The organism is uncultured Cedecea sp., from assembly GCF_947498825.1.
Taxonomy (GTDB): Bacteria; Pseudomonadota; Gammaproteobacteria; order Enterobacterales; family Enterobacteriaceae; genus JGM124.
In genome coordinates, this window is the sequence record NZ_CANMLV010000005.1 from 113,973 (window position 1) to 138,561 (window position 24,589).

Here is a 24,589-nt window from a genome sequence, read left to right on the forward strand (position 1 = left end):
TTACTCAATGCGCTGACTTTAATTTGTAAGCCACAACGCTATCACCCTGTTTAGTACCTAAAGATCCATGGCCACCTGCGGCAATAACCACATACTGCTGGCCATCATTCCCCATATAGGTTGAAGGTGTTGCCTGACCACCCGCCGGAAGCTCTTTTTCCCACAGGATCTCTCCTGTTGAGCTGTCATAAGCGCGGATAAAGTTATCAGCAGTTGCACCCTGGAATACTAAATCTCCGCCGGTGATCAAGGGTCCTCCGTGAGCAACCATTCCCATGGGGAAGCCAATGGGGAAACCGCCCGGGAGGAAACTTGTTTTCAGGTTCTCAGTGGTACCAATACGTCGCAGCCATTCAGTTTTACCGGTTTTTAAGTCAACACCAACCATACGTCCCCAAGGCGGTGCAATACAAGGAATACCAAGGTTAGAGGCCAGCTGCTGGATCTGAATGGCGTAGTCGCCCTGGAAGTTTTCATTCCAGTATGGCTGCCCATCTTTAGTAAACAGGCGATCGTTTTCAGTTTCTGGTGTTCTTTTGATCAGATGATACTTATAAGCCAGACGTACAGGTGCTGCGATCAGGATCTGACGTTCTGGATCCACTGCAACAGATCCCCAGTTAAATACACCAATGTTACCCGGGAAAATCAGCGAGCCTTTTTCAGTAGCAGGCGTCCAAGGGTTACCGTCATAACGCAGTGATTTAAAATCAATACGACAGCTCATTTGATCAAAAGGTGAGATTCCCCACATTGACTTCTCAGTCAATGGCTCAGGAATAAAGTTCAGGCTAGAAACCGGTTGAGTCGATGAGAATTTCTCTCCCGGAACGCCACCTTCAGTCGAGACACTGACTTCCTGTACTGGATAAACAGGCTCACCCGTTAAACGATTAAGTACAAAAAGATTACCTGTTTTAGTCGGTAAAATAACAACAGGTTGCTTTTTATTACCGTAGTCGATATCCAGCAAAGAAGGCTGAGAGGGATTATCGCGATCCCAGAGATCGTGATGGGAAGTCTGGTAACGCCATTTAAACGCGCCGGTATTCAGATCTAAAGCCACAAGCGTATCGCGGAATTTCTCTGTAAAGCTATCAGCGTTACGCCCAATGCCGACTTCATCAGGGGATGCATTACCAAATGGCACATAAACGATACCATTTTTCATATCAGCACTGAGTGTTCCCCAGGCGACAGGTGTATCCTGGGGATACTGCCCGTCAGCGGCAATAGGTGTGGTATTTTCAGGATTGGCAGGGTCAAAGTTCCAGACTAAATGTCCGTCATGCACATCATAAGCACGGATTACGCCAGAAGGATTTCCGCTATTATAGCCATTATCCATCACCGATCCGCCAACAATCACTTTGTCTCCGGCAACCAGAGGGGCTGCGGTCTGCATCAGGGCATGGGGACGAACTTCTCCCATATTATTATGCAGATCAACAATGCCATTATTACCAAAATCGCTGCAGAGCTTACCTGTGTCCGCATCGAGTGCAATAAGCTTCGCATCAGGAGAAGCATTGAACACGCGCTTACGACACATCGCTGGTTCCGCATTTTCTACGACTGGGTTTGCTGACTCAACTGGCGCATCTTCATAATAGCTGACGCCCCGGCAGGTCTGATGTTGTTGTAAGTAAGAAGGGTTTTTCTCAGGAGCAAATTTCCACTTCACTTCACCCGTTTGAGGATCCAGCGCATGGATTTCACTGTGTGGTGTACACAAATAAAGCATGTTATTCGCCTTCAGTGGCGTGGCTTCAAAAGTGTACTCAGAGGCATCTTTATCCTGACGTACGTCACCCGTATGGTAGGTCCAGGCGACTTCTAACTCTCCAACATTCTTATTATTGATCTGATTAAGATTTGAAAAACGCTGTCCTGCGTTACTGCCACCATAGGCAACCCAATCAGTGTCCGGTTTGGTGTCAGACATTTGCTCGCGGAAATTAGTGACTTTTCCTGCCTGGGGCAATGGATCGTAAAAACAGAGTCCAATCACCACTGCAATCATAATAATGACAGTGCTCCCGAGGAAAGGATGAAAACGGCGTTTTCCTTTGTAGAGGGGCTTAACAATCCAGGGCATTGCCAGCCAGAAACCGATTACGCCCAACAGATCGCCACGCGGGATCCACTGCCACTTGTCCATTCCCACTTCCCAGATAATCCAGGCCAGTGTTATCCACATCAACAAGGCGTACAGAGAAAGTGCGGCAGGTTTGCGACACAAGAGAAGTACTGCGGTAATCATTATGCCTATTGCCATAACGATATAGAACGGACTGCCTCCCACAAGAGCAAGCTGCCCGGCCATATACAGTAGAATCAATCCTATGACGAGTAAGATCACGCCCGTTATTTTATTTAGCATGTTGTTTCCTTATGACAACGATTTCTTTTCTGCTTATCTGCTGTCTGGTCGCTTACACCAAGAAAACTATCGCTATTCGCTGATATAAAAATGTTTCCATGGTATGGCACCAGCACCACTATCCTTCTGGTCAAGATACATACCTGTATGAAACACGTTTTTTTGGCTGCATTTGGAGTTAAGTTGAAATTTTAAGCTAACTAATGAGCAGAAAACGTTTTCACCTGAACAATATATGGCGAGCTTTAATCTGTCATCTTTTCACTTCAGGTATAACAGCGGCGAGAAATAGCAGAATATACGCACGAAAAAAAACATAAAAAAAATCAATTAACATGATTAAAATCAGATGGATATAAACATTCCCTGTTAAACCCTAATAACTAGAAGTGAGTAGTAAAAAAGCAAATGAATTTCCCGCTGAACAATAAGAGGAAGGGCAAAAGCCATATAAATATAAATTAAAATAATTATATGAAAATTATAATATTAATTTAACAGAACCCTTTTATTAAAAGGGTTCTGCGTGCAGATATTGATAAAATTGTAAGTAGATGAAAAAGTTTCAAAAATAAAACCATTTTCAGATTATGCCTAATACAAGTCGCTTGCTGCCGACTCTAAAGCGAATACTCCGACGCTGACATATGATCTTCAAGATTCAATTTCCTTCAACCAACAGCGCCAGCTGATCCGCAATAATCCGCTTCAGTTCCGGAATACATGAGCCGCATTGCGTACCGCATTTCAGCGTACAGCCAAGCTGCTGTACGTTGTGACAGCCGCTGCGTACAGCATTGGTAATCGGGATTTCACCGACCGAGAAACAGCTACAGATAATCGCGCCAGTTGGGGTTTTATTACTATCAGAGCACCCCGCCAGTAAGGCGAGGCGTCCCTGCGCACTATTTGGCGGCAGGCTAAAAGCAGCAACCACTGCAGCTCTGTCTGGAGCGGGCTGGCTTTCACCAGCATAAAACGCCAGCTGTAGCTGCCCGTCCCCCCAGGCCAGCAAGTTAAAACCCTTATCACCCAAATCAGCTATCTGGCATATCCAGCGCCCACACCCCATTTGTTCATCTAACCAGACACGCCAGTCTTCCGGTCGCGAAGAGTCCGCCAGCAAATAATGAGTAATACCTGTCTGGGTGATGCGACTCCAGTAGGCAATCGAGGGGGGAGATATATCCTCACCGCGAATAAATAATTCAGCCTGCCAGGCGGCTTTCCAGTGTCGTAAGTTAACGGGCATATGCTTACTTTCTGGCTGCCCCGAAAGAGGGTCGGTATATGCTGCAATCAATGCATCTACCCGCGCTTGCTGACTGAATTGCGAATTCCAGTGCATAGGGACAAAGACACTACCCCGGCGCTGCAGGCTATCCGGCTGTGCTCGCAGTAACAGCCAGCCGTGAGAGGAAGACACCCGGACTAAGTCACCTCGTTCTATATGAGGCGCATCATCAGGATGAAACTGACAGAAGGGTTCGCTGATGTGCTGCATAAGCCGGGGGGACTTTCCGGTTCGTGTCATGGTATGCCACTGATCGCGTATCCGGCCGGTATTCATCACCAACGGATAAGTCGCCGTGGGCTGACTTATCGGCAAACGAGGCGTGACAGCAATGAGTTGAGCTCGACCGTTGGGATGGAAGAAACGTTTATCGGCAAAGAGTTGCGAAGTCCCCTGGGGATTTTCAGCATTGACTGGCCACTGAATCGGCTGTAACTGATCCCATTGCTGATTGGAAAGTTGTGCCAGTCCGCTGATATCAAAGGCCCGAGTACCGTTATTTTCAAAACCAGACAGCGCGGCATGTTCACGAAAAATCTCTGCCGGATGTGTCCAGTTAAAGGCCTCGGTAAACCCCAGTCTCTGTGCAACCTGACTCAGGATCCACCAGTCCGGTTTTGCTTCTCCTGGTGCAGGTAAAAAACTACGCTGACGTGAAATACGGCGTTCTGAGTTGGTCACGGTACCGTTTTTCTCCCCCCAGCCCAGTGCCGGCAGGCAGATATCTGCGGTCGAGGTGGTATCGGTATCGCGCATAATATCGGAGACAATCACCAGCGGACAACGTGCCAGCCCGGCACGTACCCTGTCGGCATCTGGTAAAGATACCAGCGGGTTAGTCCCCATTATCCATACAGCTTTAATCTGCCCTTCTGCTATCGCCTGAAACAGGGGAACGGCATTGAGCCCGGCCGATTGTGCGACGCGGTTACTGTTCCAGAAACGCCCCACCCTGTCGATATCAGCGGCAGTGAATCCCATATGTGATGCCAGCTGGTTTGCCAGTCCGCCAACCTCGCGCCCTCCCATGGCATTGGGCTGGCCGGTTATTGAAAATGGCCCACATCCAATACGGCCAATTTTACCCATTGCCAGATGTAAGTTAATAATAGCGTTACACTTATCGACCCCAGAGCTGGACTGATTAATGCCCATGGAATAGAGCGTGACCAGTCGTTCACTGTTTCCAACAATCTGATAGAAGGCCTCTAGTTGTGCAACGCTCAGGCCGCAAAAGGCAGCGGTTTTATTCAGCGTCCACTCTTTTACCGCCTGCAGAGTTTCTGCCGCGCCCTCGGTATGATGCTGTAAAAAATCATCATCGAGTTTACCGCTAAGCGCCATCGCATTTAATGCTCCACAAAATAATCCAGCATCGCTTCCTGGTCGTAAGGCAAGATGCAGATCGGCAAGATCACAGGTAGCTGTCTGGCGCGGATCGATAACAATGATCCGCATATGCGGCCTGTCTTTTTTCGCCTGCACCAGACGCTGATAGATAACCGGATGTGCCCAGGCGGTATTCGATCCTATCAGGATAGCGCAATCGGTCTGTTCCAGATCCTGATAGCTGCACGGTACAGCATCGCTACCCAATGCGCGTTTATAGCCCACGACCGCCGAAGCCATACAGAGACGCGAGTTAGTATCCATATTCCCCGTGCCAATAAATCCTTTCATCAGTTTATTGGCAACATAGTAGTCCTCGGTCAGTAACTGGCCCGAGCCGTAAAAAGCCACGGCCTGTGGTCCATGCTCTTGAATTATTGACTGTAATCCCGTAGCAACTGCATCCAGCGCTTCGTTCCAGCTCACCTGCTGGCGATTAATTTCTGGATAGAGTAAACGTCCCTGTAAGCCCAGCGTTTCGCCCAGGGCGCTGCCTTTTACGCACAGACGACCATAATTTGCCGGATGATTCAGGTCACCGCTGGCAGCAAATCCTCCTGCCTTAGGTTGCATATGAACGCCACAACCCACACCACAATAGGCACAGGTTGTCAGCCTGGACTCTGACACAGGGACTTTATTCATACGCCCGCCATCGCAATAATTTCAGCCACTTTCAAGTCTGCAGGCTGAGGGGATTCTTGTACCCAGACACGACCCTGCTCTATTTTCACTGGCCAGACATTCAGTACCTTATCCGCATCGTCGATGCTACGTCCGTCCCGTAAACGAAAACGCTGCTTATAGAGCGGTGAAATCACGACAGGCTCACCTTTCACATCCCCCAGTATGCCTCTGGCCAGCACATTCGCATTGCTGTCAGGCTCATGATTACTCAGCGCAAAAACTTTTTGTGGGTGACCGGGCAAGTGGAATAGCGCTATCTGTCGATTCGAGAGTCTTGCTGCCATGCCAGCATTCGCCGGGATAGCCTCCAGGTCGCACAACTCGACCCATCCCTGCACCGCAGTACGAGGATGATTAACGGTCACGATCGGTATCATCAATCGTTCCTGAGATGTCGCCGGGCGAATTTGCTGGCGTTCAGTCACCATCACCACCGCTTCATCAGGTTCCGGGCTGTTGATAAATGGCTTGAATAACGCAAGACTCTCCGGACTGGCGAGAGTGGTTTGCCATTCGCACTGATAGGTCGCGACCACCGATTCCATTTCACTTTCCAGCTCGCCAGCAATCTGTAGGCTGTCTTCCAGCACCACCTGCCGCAGGTAGTCTATTCCGCCTTCAAGATTATCCATCCAGGTACTGGTACGTTGTAGACGATCGGCAGTACGGATATAAAACATCAGAAAACGATCGACAGTACGGATCAGGGTATCGGTATCCAGATCCTGAGCCAGTAAACTGGCATGACGCGGTTTCATGCCACCATTACCGCAGACAAACAGATTCCAGCCCTTTTCCGTGGCGATCACGCCGACATCTTTACTCTGCGCTTCGGCACACTCGCGGGTACAGCCAGACACTGCCATCTTAATTTTATGCGGCGAGCGTAGTCCCTTGTAACGACTTTCCAGTTGGAGAGCCAGCAAAGTAGAGTCCTGAACGCCATAACGACACCAGTTAGATCCGACGCAAGATTTAACGGTACGCAGCGATTTACCATAGGCATGACCGGTTTCAAACCCGGCATCGACCAGTTGCTGCCAGATTTCAGGCAACTGTTCAAGACGAGCCCCAAAGAGATCCACACGCTGGCCGCCGGTGATTTTGGTGTAGAGGTTGTAACGTTTAGCGACCTGACCAATGGTAATCAGCCCGTCCGGGGTAATTTCTCCTGCCGGGATACGCGGTACAACAGAGTAAGTACCGTCTTTCTGAATATTGGCAAAATAGCGATCGTTGGTATCTTGTAGTGGTAAATGCTGTGGCTTGAGTAAGTAATCATTCCAGCATGACGCCAGAATTGAACCTACCAGCGGTTTACAGATCTCACAGCCACTACCCTGCCCATGTTGATGAATAAGATCCTCAAAGCTACGGATCTGGCCGACACGGACTAAGTGATAGATTTCCTGACGAGAATAGGCGAAGTGCTCGCAGATATCTTTTTTCACTTCCACGCCCATTTCTGCCAGCGCACACTCCATTACCTGTTTGGTCAGTGCAGCACATCCACCACAGCCAGTAGCAGCCTTAGTACAGGATTTGATCGCCGCCATATCACCGCAGCCCCCCTTCACCGCATCAAAGATATCCGCTTTGCTGACGTTATAGCAGGAACAAATTTGCGCACTGTCTGGCAGCGCCGCAACGCCGAGACTCTTCGGCGTTGTACCCGCACCAGCAGGCAAGATCAATCCTTCAGGATGCGCCGGCAGAGGCATATCGTTAAGCATCATCTGTAATAGCGTGCTGTATTCACTGCTGTCCCCTACCAGCACAGCCCCCAGCAGGCGTTTACCGTCGCCCGAAACAACAATTTTTTTATAGATTTCAGCCGGGCCGTCGACCCAGTTGTAGCTCTGACTGTCTGGCGTCCGGCCATGGGCATCGCCGACAGAAGCGACTTCAACCCCAAGTAACTTGAGTTTGGTGCTCATATCTGCACCTTTAAACGCCACCTCACTGCCACACAGAGTATCTGCCAAAGTACGCGCCATCTGATAACCCGGCGCCACCAAGCCAAAAATCTGGCCGTTCCACAAGGCGCACTCACCAATGGCAAAAATAGCGGGATCCGAGGTCTGGCATTGATCGTTGATGACAATCCCCCCACGCGGGCCTACCTCCAGCCCACCGTCTTTAGCCAGCTGATCGCGTGGGCGAATACCTGCCGAGAACAGCACCAGATCGGTTTCCAGATGGCTGCCATCAGCAAACTCCATCCGATATCGGCTATCCTCACCCGCAACAATGGCACGGGTTTCTTTGCCGGTGTGTACCTGTACGTCCAGCGCCTCAATTTTACGGCGTAACATGGCCGCGCCACCTTCATCAAGCTGGACACCCATCAGCCTTGGCGCAAACTCAACAACATGGGTTTGAAGTCCGAGATATTTCAGCGCATTTGCCGCTTCCAGCCCCAAAAGCCCACCACCGACCACGACACCGACTTTACCTTGTGCCGCATATTCCTGAATCGAGACCAAATCATCCAGCGTACGATAGACCAGACATCCTGGCGCATCGTTACCCGGAATCGGCGGTACAAAGGGATAGGATCCGGTTGCAAGAACCAGTAAATCATAGGCCGTCTGTCGCCCTTGTCGGTCAACGACAAAACGGTGTTTGCTATCAATATGTTCGATAGTATGGGCAAGGCGTAGCTCAATGCCAGTAGACTCAAAAAAGTCACCCTCGACCATCGACAGTGACTCGGCACTGCGCCCGGCAAAAAATTCCGAGAGATGAACCCGGTCATAGGCCGGTGACTTCTCTTCGGCAAAAACAATAATTTGATACTGCAGATGCAGTTCACGCTCAACCAGTTGCTGCAAGAAATAGTGGCCAACCATGCCGTGTCCGGCCATCACTAATACGGGTTTAGACATCACATTGCTCCTCGCTACCTCCAAGGGTAACGGCTCATTGAATGGTTTTATGGTCATCACAGGCGATTCATCGGGGTTAAAAACACTCGGCGCTCCCTGTTGAGTGGCAGGCGCCCCCAGGCGAGATAAATAGCCAGCGCCGTCGCTGATATCTCCCCAGAGCAATACGCCTTGCAGTTGGTTATTACGTAACAGTAAGCGGCGATAGTGGCCTTCAAGCGGATCGAAAACGGTATGGATTTGTGTCTGTTCTGTGGGGTGTAACTCACCGCCGCAAAACAAATTGATGCCAGTGACTTTTAAGCGCAGCGGAATGTTTTGTGTCAGCAGAGGCGGCATCTTTGTCCCCTTCAGCCGGGCAGCAAGCGCTTCAGCTTGCTGCCAGCATGGGGCGACCAGACCGAAAGTCATCTCTCCTAGCTGACAACACTCGCCTATTGCTGAAATATGGGGGTCAGAAGTTTGAAGTTGTCGATCAACGATGATGCCGCGATCGCACAGCAGGCCTGCAGTTTGTGCCAGGGCAATATCTGGCTGCACGCCAGCGGCCACGACGACCCGTTGCGCCGGGATCTCTCGTCCGCAATCAAGCTTCACCGCCTGAACGGCACCGGAGGCGTTGCCAGTATAAGACAGGGTTTTTGCCCGCAGCAGAGTATCAATACCGCGACCAGACAAATCGTCATACAACAATCCTGCCGCATGAGCATCAAGTTGCTGATCCATCAAGTGCGGGCCTCGGTGCAACAGCGTCACACGCATACCGCGCAGAGCCAGCGCTGCTGCTGCTTCCACTCCGAGTACACCACCACCAATGACCGCCACCGGTTGCCCGCTGTAATATCCTTGCAGAATATCGGTAACATCCTGGTGTGTACGAAAGCCGTGGATCCCTGATAATTCAGAGCCAGGTAATAACGGCATAAAGGGCCGTGAACCGGTGGCAATGACCAGATGGTCATAATGCAGAGTCTGTTCCCCCACCCGTACCGTACGTGCGAGTCGGTCTATTTCACTCACAGCAACACCAGACATCAAAGTAATATTGTGCTGCTGATACCATTGAGCATGGTGAGTCACAATATCGTCGAGGCTCTTTTCACCTGACAGCACAGGGGTCAGTAAAATGCGGTTATATGCGGTCTGATTTTCATCCCCTATGATTATCAGCTGAAAACGTTCTGGTGCTTGTTCACATAAGCGCTCTGCCAGCCGTATGCCCGCCATACCGTTGCCGATAATGATCAGCGTTGGTTTATCCATTACGCTCACCCCGCCCTGAATCAGACTACAGCCTGATGTTTTTCATACAGGAATTGCAGTACCTGCTGGCGGTACTGATGGAACAGAGGGGCATTCGCCAGTGCCACCCTGGAGCGCGGACGTTCCAGCTCGACATGTAATACCTCACCCACTTTCGCCGCAGGGCCGTTGGTCATCATCATCACGCGGTCCGATAGCAACACCGCTTCGTCAACATCATGAGTAATCAACAGGATGGTTGTTTTCAGACGCACCTGTATTTCCATTACCGCATCCTGAAGATGTGCGCGGGTTAACGCATCAAGTGCGCCAAAGGGTTCATCCATCAACAGGACTTTCGGTTTCATCGCCAGGGCTCGGGCAATGCCAACCCGCTGCTTCATTCCTCCGGAAATCTCGCCCGGGCGTTTATCAGCGGCATGTTCCATGTGAACCAGCTCGAGGTTATGCATGATCCATTCCTGCATCTCGCCTCTGCTCATCTTGCCCTGGAATACCTGGCGTACCGCCAGAGCGACGTTTTCAAAGGTGGTCAGCCACGGCAGCAGGGAATGGTTTTGAAACACCACCGCACGTTCCGGGCCGGGTTCGGTCAGTTCCTGGTTATCGCATAATAAGACGCCTTGTGTAGGACGACTTAGCCCGGCAATCAGATTCAGTAGCGTGGATTTTCCACAACCAGAATGGCCTATCAGGCTGACCGTCTCGCCGCGTGCAATATCAAAACTGACATTGTCGAGTGCCAGAAAAGGGCCTTTTGCGGTCTTAAAACTCTGACTGACGTTTTGTACCCGGATAATAGCTTGGTCATTTTTCATCGCAGACTCCTAACGCTTGTCGTAGCTAAAACGGCGAGCAATCGCCACCAACCCTTGATCCAGCAACATCCCCACCACGCCAATCAGCAAAATGGCAATAATGATGTTTTCCACATTGAGGTTGTTCCATTCATTCCAGATCCAGAAACCAATACCCACGCCACCGGTCAGCATCTCAGCCGCGACGATCACAAGCCACGCAATGCCAATCGATAAACGAACGCCGGTCAGAATGTAGGGCAGCACCGCAGGAAAGAGGATTTTGCGCATGACGGTAAATTCACTGAGTTTCAGCACACGTGAAACATTCAGATAATCTTGCGGAATACGGCTGACCCCTTCTGCGGTATTGAGGATCATCGGCCAGATGGAACAGATAAAAATGGTCCAGGCAGAGGCCGGTTCTGCGCGTTGGAACAACAACAAACCAATAGGTAACCAGGCCAGCGGACTCACCGGACGTAACAGAGAGATAATGGGATTCAGCATGCTGGCGATAAAACTAAAGCGACCAATCAGAAATCCCACCGGAATACCAACGAGTGCCGCCAGACCGAAACCCGTCACCACACGCTGTAAGGACGCTAATACATTCCAGCCAATCCCGACGTCATTCGGTCCGTCGATATAGAACGGGGCGGCAAAGATCACTTTTGCCGCTTCCCAGGTTTTCAGTGGCGTCGGAAAACCTTTGCTATTGAGAGCAGCAATCTGCCAGACAACGATCAGAATAAGAATACCGAGCAAAGCCGGTATGGCTTGCTGGATAACCTGTTGTAGCGCTATTCGAACCTGCAACCCAGCAGGCGTTTTAGATGTTGTTGACATCGGATATCTCACTTAGCGTTTCATCGCAAAACTGTTGGCATATTCAGCGGGATTACTGCCGTTCCAGACTTTTCCGTCCATAAGCGTACTGGTACGCATATCGTCGGCTGGCAGATTGACTCCACCGACTGCGGTCGCGGCCTGTTTATAAACGTCGGTACGATTGATCTTTCGGGCAATCGCCAGATAGTCAGGATCACTGTCGATCAGGCCCCAGCGCTTGTGTTGGGTCAGGAACCACATTCCGTCGGAGAGATAGGGATAATTGACCGCGCCATCATTAAAAAAGCGCATGCTGTGAGCGTCCTGCCATTGTTTTCCCAGTCCGTTGTCATAATTTCCGAGCATCCGACCCTGAATAGTGGCGACTGGGGTATTGATATAAGCGCGTGCCGCGACGGTCTGTGCGGTTTCGATTCGGTTAGCGTCGGAAGTATCAATCCAGCGTGAGGCATCCAGCACTGCAGCAGTCAATGCACGTGCAGAATTTGGATTAGCAGCGACCCAGGCAGAGGTCGTACCAAGAATTTTTTCCGGATGATCGGGCCAGATCTCCTGTGAAGTTATGGCGGTATAGCCAATGTCATCCTGAATCGCCCGTTGATTCCAGGGTTCACCAACACAAAAACCGCTCATATTGCCGATTTTCATATTCACCACCATTTGTGGCGGAGGGACCACGACATTTCTCACATCATCAAAAGGATGGATCCCGGCATTGCCCAGCCAGTAATACAGCCACATCGCGTGTGTTCCCGTCGGGAGCGTCTGGGCAAAGGTGTAAGTACCTTTATCGCTGGCATCAACTAACTTTTTCAGCGACTCGGCATCGGTAACCCCGGCCTGTTTAAGCTGGTTCGATAAGGTAATTGCCTGGCCGTTATTGTTAAGGGTCATCAGCATCGCCATATCATGCTGCGGCCCGGAAACACCAAGCTGTAATCCATATACCAGGCCATACAGCACATGCGCGGCATCCAGTTCACCAGAGACCAGTTTGTCGCGTACTGATGCCCAGCTTGACTCTTTGACGGGTATAATTTTGATGCCATATTTCTCATCAAATTTTTTCACCGCGGCCATCACCACAGAAGAGCAGTCAGTCAGTGGAATAAAGCCCACCCGTAGCTCTTTTTTTTCTGGCGCATCCGACCCGGCGGCCCAGACACTGTTGATAAACCCCGGCATCATCATGCTGCCCCCCAGCGCAACGCTACCTGCAATGAAGCGTCGACGGGATAATTCTCCGAAAGTTTTTTTGTCATTTTGCGTCATTGCGGCTTCCTGTAAGCTTGAAAAACAACCAAAAAAAAACGTCCAGTTAGTACCCAGTTTCCTGAGTACTAATGGACGTCTTTATCCTTGATTCTTACCAGACCGCCATTGGCCCGGAATTTATGTTGTAAAAATAATGCAGTTTGTGTGCCAACTTACAAAATGCGCCAGTACAGCGTCATCACCACCGCTATCACATCCGGCTTGCACCGCAACAGAACGTTATGCACATCACTTTGGTGCAGCAGCAATCCTTAAATCATCGTTCTTTTGTCACCCATACCGATGATACCGCCAGCATGGCTTCAGCAATTTCGCCAAGCTTTTTGTTCTGATTCATCGCCATATCACGCAGCATTTTATGGGCCTGTGGTTCAGTCAATCCCTGATATTGAATGAGTAAATTTTTTGCTCGCTCAACTAATTTTCGTTCCGCCAGCGTCGCGCGAAGTTCCGCCAGCTCCGCTTCACGGGCCTGTAACTGACGCGATTGCTGCTCTACCAGTTCCAGTACCGAACGGCTAAGTTGCAGTGGGATCAGCGAGGAATAATGATGTTCCTGCTGCGGGATTTGTTCGATATCTTGCTGCTGAAGTTGCAGCGCAATTTGTGCTTCAGAAATTCGCTGACGGCAGCATTCCATCAGAATGTCTTCCAGCAAATCTTCAACAATCTTCATGCCATCAATACGTGCCGTGGTGACAGCAAACCACTGTAATGCCACTTGTCCGGCTTCACCTTCAGGCGTCCCCCCTGTGCAGGCAATACGCCGAAAACGCTCAAATTCGCTGCTATCAACGCTCAACTGTTGCTGCCAGAGAGTCAGGCAACGAGCATCAGCAAATTCAGTAAACGTCTGGAAACAGCGTTCCTGACCTTCAATCAAATCCAGTAATTGCTGGTGAGCACGCTCATCAAAACAACCAGCAGTAAAACCTGCCGCACCAGTGGCACGCTCCTGAGCAGCCAGTTCTTTCCCTTGCATAAAGCTGAACATAGCCAACAATACCCGGGAGATTGCCGGGTCGCCCGAAATATCTGCCGCTTCAAATACCAGGGCTAAATGAGTGCGTATCACCTCTGTATATTGACGCATGGCATCAGGCTGACTGATGTCCAGTGCCTGAATCTGCTGACGTAGCAGCGATAAGGTACTGAGACTATGTAATACAGCCGCGATACGACTCAATAATCTTGGTGCATTCCCCGTATGCTGACCGGTTAAGTCCAACGCCAGAATATGCTGATTGACCACCTGCTCAGCCATTTGAACTTGTAATGCCCGCTCACTTCGCTGCCCGGCCCAGGTCTTTCCTTGAGAACACAAAAAAATATTTGCCGTTCCCCGTTCACGCTGTAGCACATGAATAAGCTGGCTCACAGCACCAACCAGTTCCCCCATCTTTAACAGTTGCTCAAGACAGGCAATTTCACTTTTTTTCGATGCCAGCACAAAGCTGAGGGCTGAGAGAGTCATGGAGCAACCTGATATCTGGGATAAAACAGAGATAAAGCAAGAATTGTGCCTGGCTGGTTATCGCATTAGCCTGTGGCGACTCTCTGATGTCAGGATCTTAATATCGATCTTCATCACGTTTCTTCTTATGCCTCATTGAGACTGAGGAAGAAACTGATAAGATGCGCGAACTGGATTGTTACTGCGTAAGGCAGGCAAAACCTGATCATCTGACATCTGTCGGAGGTCAGGTTTTTTTGTTTCTGGAGTTCCGATGAAAATCGCCAAAGTTCTTAATAATAATGTGGTGGTGGTTCAGGATGAACGAGGATGCGAACAGGTCGTAATGGGTCGTGGACTGGCCTTCCAGAAACGTACAGGCGACACTCTGGATAACGATAAAATCGAAAAAGTTTTTGCTCTACAAAGTGATGAAATGATTCATCGCCTGGGGGAACTGCTTAATCAGATCCCCCTGGAAGTAATGACTACCTGTGATTGTATTATCAGACTTGCCGCACAACGGCTGGGAAAATTACAGGACAGTTTGTATATCACGTTAACCGATCACTGCCATTTCGCCATCGAGCGGCAAAAGAAAGGGCTGGCGATTAAAAACGTGCAGTTGTGGGAGATTAAACACCTCTACCCAAAGGAGTTTGCCCTGGGACAGGAAGCAAGAGCGATTATTGCTGAACGGTTAAAGGTCGAACTGGTTGAGGATGAAGCAGGTTTTATCGCCCTGCATTTGGTTACCGCACAACTGAAAAACGAAATGCCAGAGGTGATGCATATCACCCGGGTAATGCAGGAAATACTGCATCTGGTGAAGTATCAGCTAAAGATAGAATATGACGAAGAATCATTAAGTTACCAGAGATTCCTGACACACTTAAAGTTCTTTGCACAGCGGATGCTGACCCGAACAGTTGTGGCAGATGATGATGTCTCCCTGCATGTTGCGGTGAAAGAAAACTACGCAAAATCATGGAAATGCGCCGAGAAAATTGCGCAACATCTGGAAAAAAGTTATCAGCGTGAGCTGACAACAGAAGAAGTGATGTTTATCACCATTCATATTGAACGGGTGAGAAAAGAAGGGCGTAAAGCCTAAAAAAACGGATTGCTACTGCATTACGCAGGCAAAACCTGAGCGTATCTTCCTGACAAAGGGAGATATTCTCGGGTTTTTTTATTTTTATAGCCCAAATAATTCGGGTTGCCTGTAGGCCCTGAGTGAGGCACAACGATGAACTATGTGATTCGGTGGGCCGAACGAAAGCAAGGCTCAGGCAACTTGAAGTATGACGGATATGACTCAGTCAACAGGTGCTTTAAGCATCAGAGGTAAGGAAATTAAGATGGAATATCAAGCTTTAGCAAAAGATATTCTCAGCCACGTTGGGGGCAAAGAGAACATTGTCAGTCTGGTTCATTGTGCAACCCGGCTTCGCTTCAAACTTAAAGATAATAAAAAAGCCGATGCCGAAGGACTGAAAAAAAACCCCGACCTTATTATGGTTGTCGAAAGTGGCGGTCAATTTCAGGTCGTCATTGGTAATCACGTCAACGCTGTCTGGCTGGCAGTTCGTCGTGAGGCGGGATTAACGGATGACACCCCTGTTGAAACCGATGAAACGAGTGAAAAGGCGAGCCTGTTCAGCCGATTTATTGACATTGTCTCCAGTATTTTCACCCCCTTTATCGGCATCCTGGCGGCCTCCGGTATTCTGAAAGGCTTGCTGGCCCTGGCTATCGTCTGTGGCTGGATGACCACCGATAGCGGTACCTATAAAATTTGGTTTGCCGCCAGTGATGCTCTGTTCTTCTTCTTGCCTCTGGTTCTGGGCTATACCGCCGGGAAAAAATTTGGTGGTAGCCCGTTTATCACCATGATTATTGGTGGCTCGTTAGTTCATCCGATGATGATAGAAGCCTTCAATGCCAGTCAACAGGCAGATGCGGCAACCGAACTGTTTCTCGGTATTCCTGTCACTTGGTTTAACTACGGTTCATCGGTCATTCCGATAATTCTTGCTTCCTGGCTTAGCTGCTGGATAGAAAAAAAGAGCATGAAGTTATTGCCATCATCAATGAAAAACTTCTTCGCTCCACTGATTTGTATCGGTATTACCGTACCTTTAACTTTCCTCGCGATAGGTCCTGTCGCCACAGGCCTGAGTCAGATGCTGGCAAACGGCTATCAGTGGATTTACGATATGGCACCATGGTTAGCCGGCGCGGCAATGGGAGCATTATGGCAGGTCTGTGTGATTTTCGGCCTGCACTGGGGACTGGTGCCGCTGATGATCAATAACTTGTCAGCGCTGGGCAGTGACTCGATGCTCCCGATGTTACTCCCGGCTGTAGCTGGTCAAGTTGGTGCGGTACTGGCGGTGTTCTTACGTACGCAAGATAAGCGCATGAAAGTGCTGGCAGGTTCTTCCGTTACTGCAGGTATTTTTGGTATCACCGAACCTGCAGTCTACGGCGTAAATTTACCACTACGTCGTCCTTTTATCTTCGGCTGTGTCGCAGGTGCTGTAGGGGGAGCAATTGTCGGCTTGAGCGATACCCACGTTTACTCCTTCGGTTTTGCTAATATCTTTACCTTCGCGCAGATGATCCCACCAGGTGGGGTAGACGCGACATTATGGGGCGGAATTATCGGTACGCTTGTGGCATTAGCCATGAGCTGTGTGATGACTTTAGTCGCCGGCATGCCAAAACAACCACAGTCCACGGAAACTAAACCGGCCTCAGTCGCGACTGTGGTGGTGACTGAAAACGATATTTTGTCACCGATGACAGGTACTGTACTGGCTCTGGATCAAGTACCAGACGCCACCTTTGCCAGCGGCCTGTTAGGTAAGGGGGTGGCAATTATTCCTTCTGACAACAAAGTTACTGCTCCCTTCGCCGGAGAAGTGGCCTCTCTGTTCCAAACCAAGCATGCTATTGGCCTGCTCAGCGATAACGGTATTGAAGTACTCATCCATGTGGGTATCGATACGGTAAAACTCGATGGAAAACCCTTTACGGCACACGTCAAAGTCGGGGACAAAGTACAGGCCGGTGACTTGCTGCTGGAGTTCGATCGCCAAGCCATTATCGATGCCGGATATGACCTGGCAACACCTATTATTATCAGTAACAGTGACGAGTACCACGAAGTTATGACCCTGGCGTCAAGCACGGTCCAGGCCGGTTCACCGTTACTCAGTGTTAGTCATCAATAACAGGAGCACATGATGAAAACTTTTCCAGATGCATTTTTATGGGGTGGCGCGGTTGCCGCAAATCAGGTTGAAGGCGCTTACCTGGAAGACGGGAAAGGGTTATCTACTTCTGACGTTCAGCCGCAGGGTGTTTTTGGCTCCGTCGTAGAACGTGTCGCTGGCGATAGCGGTATTAAAGATGTGGCGATTGATTTTTATCACCGTTATCCCGAAGACATTAAGCTGTTTGCTGAAATGGGTTTTAGCTGCCTGCGTGTTTCTATTGCCTGGACGCGTATTTTCCCGAACGGCGATGAGCAACAACCTAATGAAGCAGGACTGGCATTTTACGACCGCCTGTTTGCTGAGTTAGCAGCGCATGATATCACCCCACTGGTCACCCTTTCCCACTATGAAATGCCGTGGGGACTGGTAAAACAGTACGGCGGCTGGGGTAGTCGTGACGTAATCACCTTCTTTGAACGCTATGCCCGCACCGTATTTGCGCGCTATAAAGACCAGGTTAAATTGTGGCTGACGTTCAACGAAATAAACATGTCCCTCCATGCGCCAATGACGGGCGTTGGGCTGCCAGAAACCAGTAGTAAGGCTGAAGTGTTCCAGGCAATCCATCATCAACTGGTGGCAAGTGCACTGGCGGTCAAAGCCTGCCGAGAGATTATTCCTGATGCTAAAATCGGCAATATGATCCTCGGAGGTCTGGTGTATCCGCTGACCTGCAAACCTGAAGACATTTTCGAAACCTTGCAGGAAAACCGCACCTGGCAGTTCTTTGGTGATGTACAGTGCCGGGGAGAATATCCGGGCTATATGCTGCGCTTCTTCCGCGATAACGGTATTCAGCTCAATATCACCGATGCTGACCGCACTGCGCTCAAAGCTACCATCGATTTTATCTCGTTTAGTTACTATATGACCGGCTGCGTCACCACTGATGAAGAGCTGAACCATCAGGCTCGTGCCAATATTCTCAATATGGTACCTAACCCGCATCTTGCCAGTTCTGAGTGGGGCTGGCAGATAGACCCTATTGGTCTGCGTACCCTGTTAAACGTGCTGTGGGATCGCTATCAAAAACCACTGTTTATCGTTGAAAATGGTCTGGGTGCCAAAGATAAACCCGATGCTGATGGCGTGGTTCAGGATGACTACCGTATCAGCTATCTCAACGATCATCTGGTGCAGGTGCGTGAAGCTATCGATGATGGTGTTGAGGTGATGGGTTATACCAGCTGGGGGCCCATCGACTTGGTCAGTGCCTCAAAAGCCGAGCTATCCAAACGTTATGGTTTCATTTATGTCGACCGTGATGACCAAGGTAACGGAACGCTGGCGCGTAGTCGCAAGAAAAGCTTCCACTGGTACAAAGAAGTGATTGCCACTAAAGGTGGATCTTTAAAAGACTAATCTACACCCTGAGTCATGGGTAATTTGTAGTCACTGATAAGGAGTCGCACAGCACCGCTTAAGATGCGTTAACCAGAATACCGAATAGGTTTTTAAGCGCCCGTTTACCTGCCAGAGTGATGCTCACTTCACGGTAACCGGGCGTGCGGGTTATCCACTGCTGCTGCTCACACCAGGCAAAAAAAGCAGCGCCTGCTTCCCCACCCAGATGAAAGCGACGTTCGCTCCAGTCCAGGCAGGCGCTACATTTTTTACGTCGTACCTGTGGATTGAGTGTTATCCCCAGTAACGCAAACTGTTGTTGCCCTTTGACCGTAAGGGCACTGCCATCTGCACTCAGCCAAGCCTGCTTGAGCATCGCATCATAAATATTTACGGCGACTTCGCCTGCCAGATGATCATAGCAAGTCCGCGCCAGACGCAGCGAAGAAGGGGTGGTAATTTTCGCACTCGTGCCCGACTGCCATGATATTCCCATCACTTTCTCAAGTAACTCAGCCACTTCTCTGCTCGACAAGCGATAATAGCGATGACGCCCCTGGCTCAGGCAGGTAAGAAGATGACCACTTACCAGACGAGCGAGATGTGCGCTGGTAGTGGAGGAACTCACCTCTGCCACCACGCTAAGCTCCGTTGCGGTCCAGGCACGACCGTCCATCAACGCACAGAGTATTTTTACCCGCGAGGCGTCCGCCATGGCTGCGGCGACGGTCACCATGGCATGCTCCAGAGCCTGACTGTCATCGAGAATATCGGCTTGTTTTAACATATTACTCCACAATGACTGCCCAGCGTTGAGTGACCCTGGCGGCAACAATATCATTGTCAGTAACGAGGATCAGCTGATTACTATGGTCGCTATATTGGGTCAGAATATTGACGCCATTATCCGCCAGCATAGCGGCTATTTCGCCTAATTCACCAGGGCGCTCTTGTTTAAGTTTACGGATTAACGGCTGGCAAACCCGTTCAACATGAAAACCGGCACTTTCCAGCACCGTTCTGGCTCTCTCCCCCTCCTCGACCAGGAAGTGGGCATGCGCCTGATGCGCCACGGTGAAAACTCCGCCACCTTCCAGACCAATACCAAGACGTCCCAGGAGACCACCCAGCGCTGCCAGCCCACCGGGCTCATTGTTTAATATAACGTGGATATCATACATGGCGTGCCCCTTGCGCTGCTGAAGTGTAATCTCTGAGAGTCTGAGCCACACGAATACGGTAAAACGAGAAAATAGTCGCCTTGCCTTCCGCCTGGGCCGCTTTATGCAGCAGATTCTTTCGCCACAATAACACCGACTCTTCATCCCGCCACCAGGAGAGCGACAACATCTTACCTTCCGTCGTCAGACTCTGAAAACGCTCGATTGAAATAAAACCTTCAATATCGGCTAACAGAGGTTTGAGCTCTGCAGCCAGTTCCAGATAACGCGTCTGCTGAGTGGGCACAACATCTGCCTCAAAAATAACTGCAATCATATTAGTATCCTCTGTGAATGAGCAGAAACAGAGTGCCTGTTTTCACCAGGGGATACTTCGGCTGACAGCGAAGTGTGGATGTATTTCGCAGGAGAGAGTTGAGTCGTTAGCTTTTAAGTTGAGAGAAGCCCGGTGCTAACAAAACACTTTGCGGGGCGCTATCACTGTCGTTCATGCGCTGAATGATTCTGCTGGCGGCATTAATGCCAATTTCTCTGGCTGGCTGAGTAATAAAGGAAACCGGAATATCGTATAAAGCTTCACTACCAATATCATCAAAACCTAACAGGGTTATTTCCTGATTAAAATAACTGTAGTTATCAGCAGAACTGATCGTATTCCCTATTTTTAAGGCCCCCAAATAAGCACCCAGCGCCGTAGCCGTGTTATGACAAATAACAGCACTCACTTTAGGATACTGATGTAAAAAGTCGGTCATCTTCTCAATAATATGCTGTTGCTTATTATCAACATCAATAATCCATTCGGTTTTAAAGGGCAGACCATATTGAATCAAGGTTGAGCAGTAACCGCCGATTCTCTCAGCACGGGTTAAAGAATGGCCTTCACCACCAAAATAGGCAATCTGATGATGTCCGTTATTAATTAAATGCTCAGTCGCTATCTTTGCCGCCAGAGTATTATCCGGGCGAATAATATCAATACCTGAGCACTCACTAGCCCGCGCGGCACAGACCACAGGAATATGATGACGGGCCAGGCGCTGCTGAATATCTTGATTAAGATAGGATCCGCCGCCAACAATAATACCATCGACGCCATAGCTGATTAAGCTATCCAGGCAGAGGTTAAAACTCTCACGACTGTTGCCGCTCTGGGTTAAGAAGACAATTTTATTGTGCGTTTCAAGATACCGACTGATACCTGAAGCAACTTCAGAGTAAAATGGGCTGGTTAAATCAGGAATGATTAAGCCGATAACATTCGAAACGTTATCTCTTAAAAAGGCCGCCTGTTGGTTACGCACATAGCCCAATGCTTCGATTGTAGCATTCACTTTATCCGCGGTTTTTTGAGAAATACGCCCCTTGCCACTCAGTACCAGCGATACGGTAGCGACAGATACCCCCGCCTCTTGTGCTACGTCAGTGATGGTCACTTTCCTGACAGTCATAAGTACCCGCACCCCTGAAAATAGAGGCCTATTTTACATCATCAAAGATAAAACGTTTTATCTGTTTAGAGACGAAGATCACAAAATAATAGATATTTTTGTGATCAAACAGGCAACTTAAGGTGATTAAACGTTTTACCCTATTTAACCTCTGGATTTCATCTGTCTGTAGGACACTGTATGAGCAAACCACAAAAGCAAAAAATCACACTCTGGGAGTTTTTTCAGAGTTTGGGCAAGACATTTATGTTGCCTGTCGCCCTACTTTCGTTCTGCGGGATCATGTTGGGTATCGGCAGTTCACTCAGTAGCCGTGATGTCATCACACTGCTGCCTTTTCTTGAGCACCAGGCCTTCCAGTTAACCTTTATCTGGATGAGTAAAATCGGCTCGTTTGCCTTTAGCTTCTTACCAGTAATGTTTGCTATTGCTATCCCTCTCGGTTTAGCCCGCGAAAATAAGGGAGTTGCGGCATTTGCCGGTTTCGTTGGCTTCGCCGTATTTAACCTGGCGACCAATTTTTACCTTACAGTAAAAGGTATTTTACCGACCACCGACCCGGCTATCTTAAAAGCCCATAACATTCAAAATATCGTAGGAATTCAATCTATTGACTCAGGTATTTTGGGCGCGGTGATTGTCGGTATTATCGTTTATTTTCTGCATGAACGCTTTAATACCATTCGCTTACCCGATGCTTTAGCCTTCTTCGGCGGAACCCGATTTGTACCTATTGTTACTACTCTGGTATTGGGCTTAGTCGGGCTCGCGGTTCCGCTCGTCTGGCCATGGTTTGCGATGGGTATTTCTGGATTAGGTAACCTGATTAGCAGTGCCGGAGCCTTCGGCCCGATGATTTTTGGTACCGGTGAACGTCTGTTATTACCTTTCGGACTCCAGCATATTTTAGTTGCTCTGATTCGCTTTACCGAAGCAGGCGGCACCATGGAAGTCTGTGGCCAGCAAGTCAGCGGCGCATTAACCATTTTCCAGGCACAATTATCCTGTCCGACCACTCACGGCTTTTCTGAAAGTGCGACACAGTTCCTGTCACAAGGTAAAATGCCGGCATTTTTAGGCGGGTTACCCGGGGCAGCACTGGCTATCTATCACTGTGCTCATCCAGGAAATCGTCATAAAATTAAAGGATTACTCATCTCTGGTGTTGTTGCCTGTGTTATTGGTGGAACCACAGAACCGATTGAGTTTCTGTTCTTATTTGTCGCGCCTTTCCTGTATCTGATCCACGCAGTATTGACTGGTTTAGGCTTTACCGTCATGGCGGTTACTGGCGTAACCATCGGTAATACCGACGGTAACCTGATTGACTTTGTCGTTTTCGGTATTCTGCACGGCCTGGAAACAAAATGGTATATGGTGCCAATCGTCGCCTTTATCTGGTTTGTTTCTTATTACGCGATTTTCCGCTTTACCATCACCCGGTTTAATATCAAAACACCGGGCCGCGATACGGATGAAAAAACTTCGAGTAATGGCAAAACCACAGCACCTGTCACCAGCAAATCAGGCTATGACTCAGCCGCTATGTTGCAAGCATTAGGCGGTAAAGAAAATATTATTACGCTGGATAACTGTATTACGCGTCTGCGTATGTCGATTAAAGATATGAGCAAAGTTGATGATGCAGAATTAAAGTCATTAAGAGCCATTGGTGTTATTCGCCTGAATGATAATAACCTGCAAGTGGTTATTGGTCCGCAGGTCCAGTCAGTCAAAGACGAATTAGAGCGACTAATGCAGACAACCGAAAATTAACCCCTTACGGCACTGATACTTATCAGTGCCGTATTGATTAGGATAATGGATAACATCAATGAATAACGATAGTCCTTTCTCACAACCCGTTGATCGCCATAATACCTACTGTACTCAGTGGGATTTTGTTCAAGACCGATTTGGCGAGGCTGATTTACTGCCGTTTACTATCTCTGATATGGATTTCGCAACGGCACCACAAATTATTGAAGCAATGGTAAAACGCACCCAACATGGCGTGTTTGGTTATAGCCGCTGGCAGCATCGTGATTTCCTTTCCGCCATTCAGTGTTGGTTTAAAAAATCCTTTCATCATGATATTCACACCGACCAGGTCGTATATGGCCCGTCGGTTATCTATATGGTGAGTCAGTTAATTTGTCAGTGGAGCAATGTCGGTGACGGCGTAGTGATCCACACCCCCGCCTATGATGCCTTTTTTAAGACTATCGAAGGTAATCAACGCAAAGTTCGCCCTTGCCCATTAACCCGTCAGAGAGGCCAATGGGTGTGTGATATGGGGCAACTGGAGAAAATATTATCAGAACCCCACACTCGGATATTATTACTCTGTAGCCCACACAACCCCACCGGAAAAGTATGGTCAGCAGAAGAACTGTCGGTCATGGCAGAGCTCTGCAAACGCCATAATGTACGGGTGATTAGCGATGAGATTCATATGGATCTTTGTTGGGGTGAAGCAAAACATATTCCCTGGTCCGCGATAAGCACAGAACCCTGTGCCCTTTTTACCTCAGCCTCAAAATCCTTTAATATTCCTGCATTAACAGGTGCTTATGGCATTATTAATGATAATGCGTCTCGCGAGGCCTATTTTAATCAATTAAAAGTGTGTGATGGTTTATCCTCCCCGGCTATTTTTGCAGTTATTGCACATATTGTGGCTTACACCGAAACGGATGATTGGTTTGTATCGTTACGCGAGTATCTGCTTGCCAACTTAAATTATCTTCATCAGAGGCTGAATGCCGAGCTTCCGGAATTACACTGGCAGGTTCCTGAATCAACCTATCTGGCGTGGATCGATATCGCCCCACTGAATATTGATGATAAGGAACTACAGCAACGTTTAATTCATCAGGAAAAAGTCGCCATTATGCCGGGCGAGACTTACGGAGAGGAAGGTCGGGGATTTATTCGCTTTAATGTTGGCTGTTCACGTATAAAACTGGCCGATGGCCTGGACAGATTTATTCGCGCGGTAAAATCGTTTAAATAAGTGCGTCAGACAAGTTGCTCAGAGTCCCCTGT

Annotated in this window: 16 protein-coding genes; 5 read left to right on the forward strand and 11 right to left on the reverse strand. The window is 49.1% G+C overall.

All coding sequences use genetic code 11. From position 1 onward, the window contains the following. Positions 1-4: 4 nt before the first annotated feature. From Q1A40_RS08015 to Q1A40_RS08045, 7 genes are all read right to left on the reverse strand, one after another. Positions 5-2,383 carry a membrane-bound PQQ-dependent dehydrogenase, glucose/quinate/shikimate family gene (locus Q1A40_RS08015; RefSeq protein WP_299999081.1) on the reverse strand — a complete coding sequence of 793 codons (2,379 nt, stop codon included), beginning with the start codon at positions 2,381-2,383 and terminating at the stop codon, positions 5-7. Between the two features lie 661 nt (positions 2,384-3,044). Beyond that, the gene (locus Q1A40_RS08020; RefSeq protein ID WP_299999083.1) at positions 3,045-5,711 is read right to left on the reverse strand and encodes a nitrate reductase; all 2,667 of its coding nucleotides are present in this window, start codon (positions 5,709-5,711) and stop codon (positions 3,045-3,047) included. Then, positions 5,708-9,904: a nitrite reductase large subunit NirB gene (nirB, locus tag Q1A40_RS08025; protein WP_299999086.1), complete on the reverse strand. Its 4,197-nt coding sequence runs from the start codon at positions 9,902-9,904 to the stop codon at positions 5,708-5,710. Before nirB ends, Q1A40_RS08020 begins: the two co-directional genes overlap by 4 nt. Before the next feature lie 20 nt (positions 9,905-9,924). Then, positions 9,925-10,722: an ABC transporter ATP-binding protein gene (locus Q1A40_RS08030; protein WP_299999088.1), complete on the reverse strand. Its 798-nt coding sequence runs from the start codon at positions 10,720-10,722 to the stop codon at positions 9,925-9,927. Positions 10,723-10,731: 9 nt separating this feature from the next. Then, positions 10,732-11,550 (reverse strand): nitrate ABC transporter permease, encoded by an 819-nt coding sequence (gene ntrB, locus Q1A40_RS08035; RefSeq protein ID WP_299999090.1) that lies wholly within the window; start codon positions 11,548-11,550, stop codon positions 10,732-10,734. A 12-nt stretch (positions 11,551-11,562) separates the two neighbouring features. Further along, positions 11,563-12,825, reverse strand: coding sequence for a CmpA/NrtA family ABC transporter substrate-binding protein (locus Q1A40_RS08040; RefSeq protein ID WP_299999092.1), 1,263 nt, complete (start codon positions 12,823-12,825; stop codon positions 11,563-11,565). 259 nt (positions 12,826-13,084) lie between these two features. Next, entirely contained in the window at positions 13,085-14,302 is a 1,218-nt protein-coding gene (locus Q1A40_RS08045) for a nitrate regulatory protein (protein WP_299999094.1), read from the reverse strand. A 253-nt stretch (positions 14,303-14,555) separates the two neighbouring features. On the opposite strand from Q1A40_RS08045, the gene licT reads away from it, so the two are divergent. From licT to Q1A40_RS08060, 3 genes are all read left to right on the forward strand, one after another. Continuing rightward, the gene (licT, locus tag Q1A40_RS08050; protein ID WP_299999095.1) at positions 14,556-15,395 is read left to right on the forward strand and encodes a BglG family transcription antiterminator LicT; all 840 of its coding nucleotides are present in this window, start codon (positions 14,556-14,558) and stop codon (positions 15,393-15,395) included. 247 nt (positions 15,396-15,642) lie between these two features. Continuing rightward, positions 15,643-17,520, forward strand: a complete 1,878-nt coding sequence (bglF, locus tag Q1A40_RS08055; protein WP_299999096.1) for a PTS beta-glucoside transporter subunit IIABC — start codon at positions 15,643-15,645, stop codon at positions 17,518-17,520. 12 nt (positions 17,521-17,532) lie between these two features. Further along, complete coding sequence (locus Q1A40_RS08060; RefSeq protein ID WP_299999242.1) at positions 17,533-18,927, forward strand: glycoside hydrolase family 1 protein; 1,395 nt, start codon at positions 17,533-17,535, stop codon at positions 18,925-18,927. Between the two features lie 58 nt (positions 18,928-18,985). Here Q1A40_RS08060 and Q1A40_RS08065 read toward each other — a convergent pair whose 3' ends face one another. The 4 genes from Q1A40_RS08065 to malI form a co-directional block, all read right to left on the reverse strand. Continuing rightward, positions 18,986-19,696 carry a helix-turn-helix transcriptional regulator gene (locus Q1A40_RS08065; RefSeq protein WP_299999098.1) on the reverse strand — a complete coding sequence of 237 codons (711 nt, stop codon included), beginning with the start codon at positions 19,694-19,696 and terminating at the stop codon, positions 18,986-18,988. Position 19,697: 1 nt separating this feature from the next. Beyond that, positions 19,698-20,090 (reverse strand): amino acid-binding protein, encoded by a 393-nt coding sequence (locus Q1A40_RS08070; RefSeq protein ID WP_299999100.1) that lies wholly within the window; start codon positions 20,088-20,090, stop codon positions 19,698-19,700. Next, positions 20,083-20,406: an antibiotic biosynthesis monooxygenase gene (locus tag Q1A40_RS08075; protein WP_299999101.1), complete on the reverse strand. Its 324-nt coding sequence runs from the start codon at positions 20,404-20,406 to the stop codon at positions 20,083-20,085. The genes Q1A40_RS08070 and Q1A40_RS08075 overlap by 8 nt, the downstream gene beginning before the upstream one ends. Before the next feature lie 106 nt (positions 20,407-20,512). Next, the gene (gene malI / locus Q1A40_RS08080) at positions 20,513-21,541 is read right to left on the reverse strand and encodes a Mal regulon transcriptional regulator MalI (protein ID WP_299999102.1); all 1,029 of its coding nucleotides are present in this window, start codon (positions 21,539-21,541) and stop codon (positions 20,513-20,515) included. A gap of 180 nt (positions 21,542-21,721) precedes the next feature. On the opposite strand from malI, the gene malX reads away from it, so the two are divergent. Both malX and Q1A40_RS08090 read left to right on the forward strand, forming a co-directional pair. After that, positions 21,722-23,317, forward strand: a complete 1,596-nt coding sequence (malX, locus tag Q1A40_RS08085; RefSeq protein WP_299999104.1) for a maltose/glucose-specific PTS transporter subunit IIBC — start codon at positions 21,722-21,724, stop codon at positions 23,315-23,317. Positions 23,318-23,375: 58 nt separating this feature from the next. Further along, positions 23,376-24,557 carry a MalY/PatB family protein gene (locus tag Q1A40_RS08090; RefSeq protein ID WP_299999106.1) on the forward strand — a complete coding sequence of 394 codons (1,182 nt, stop codon included), beginning with the start codon at positions 23,376-23,378 and terminating at the stop codon, positions 24,555-24,557. Positions 24,558-24,589: the final 32 nt, after the last annotated feature.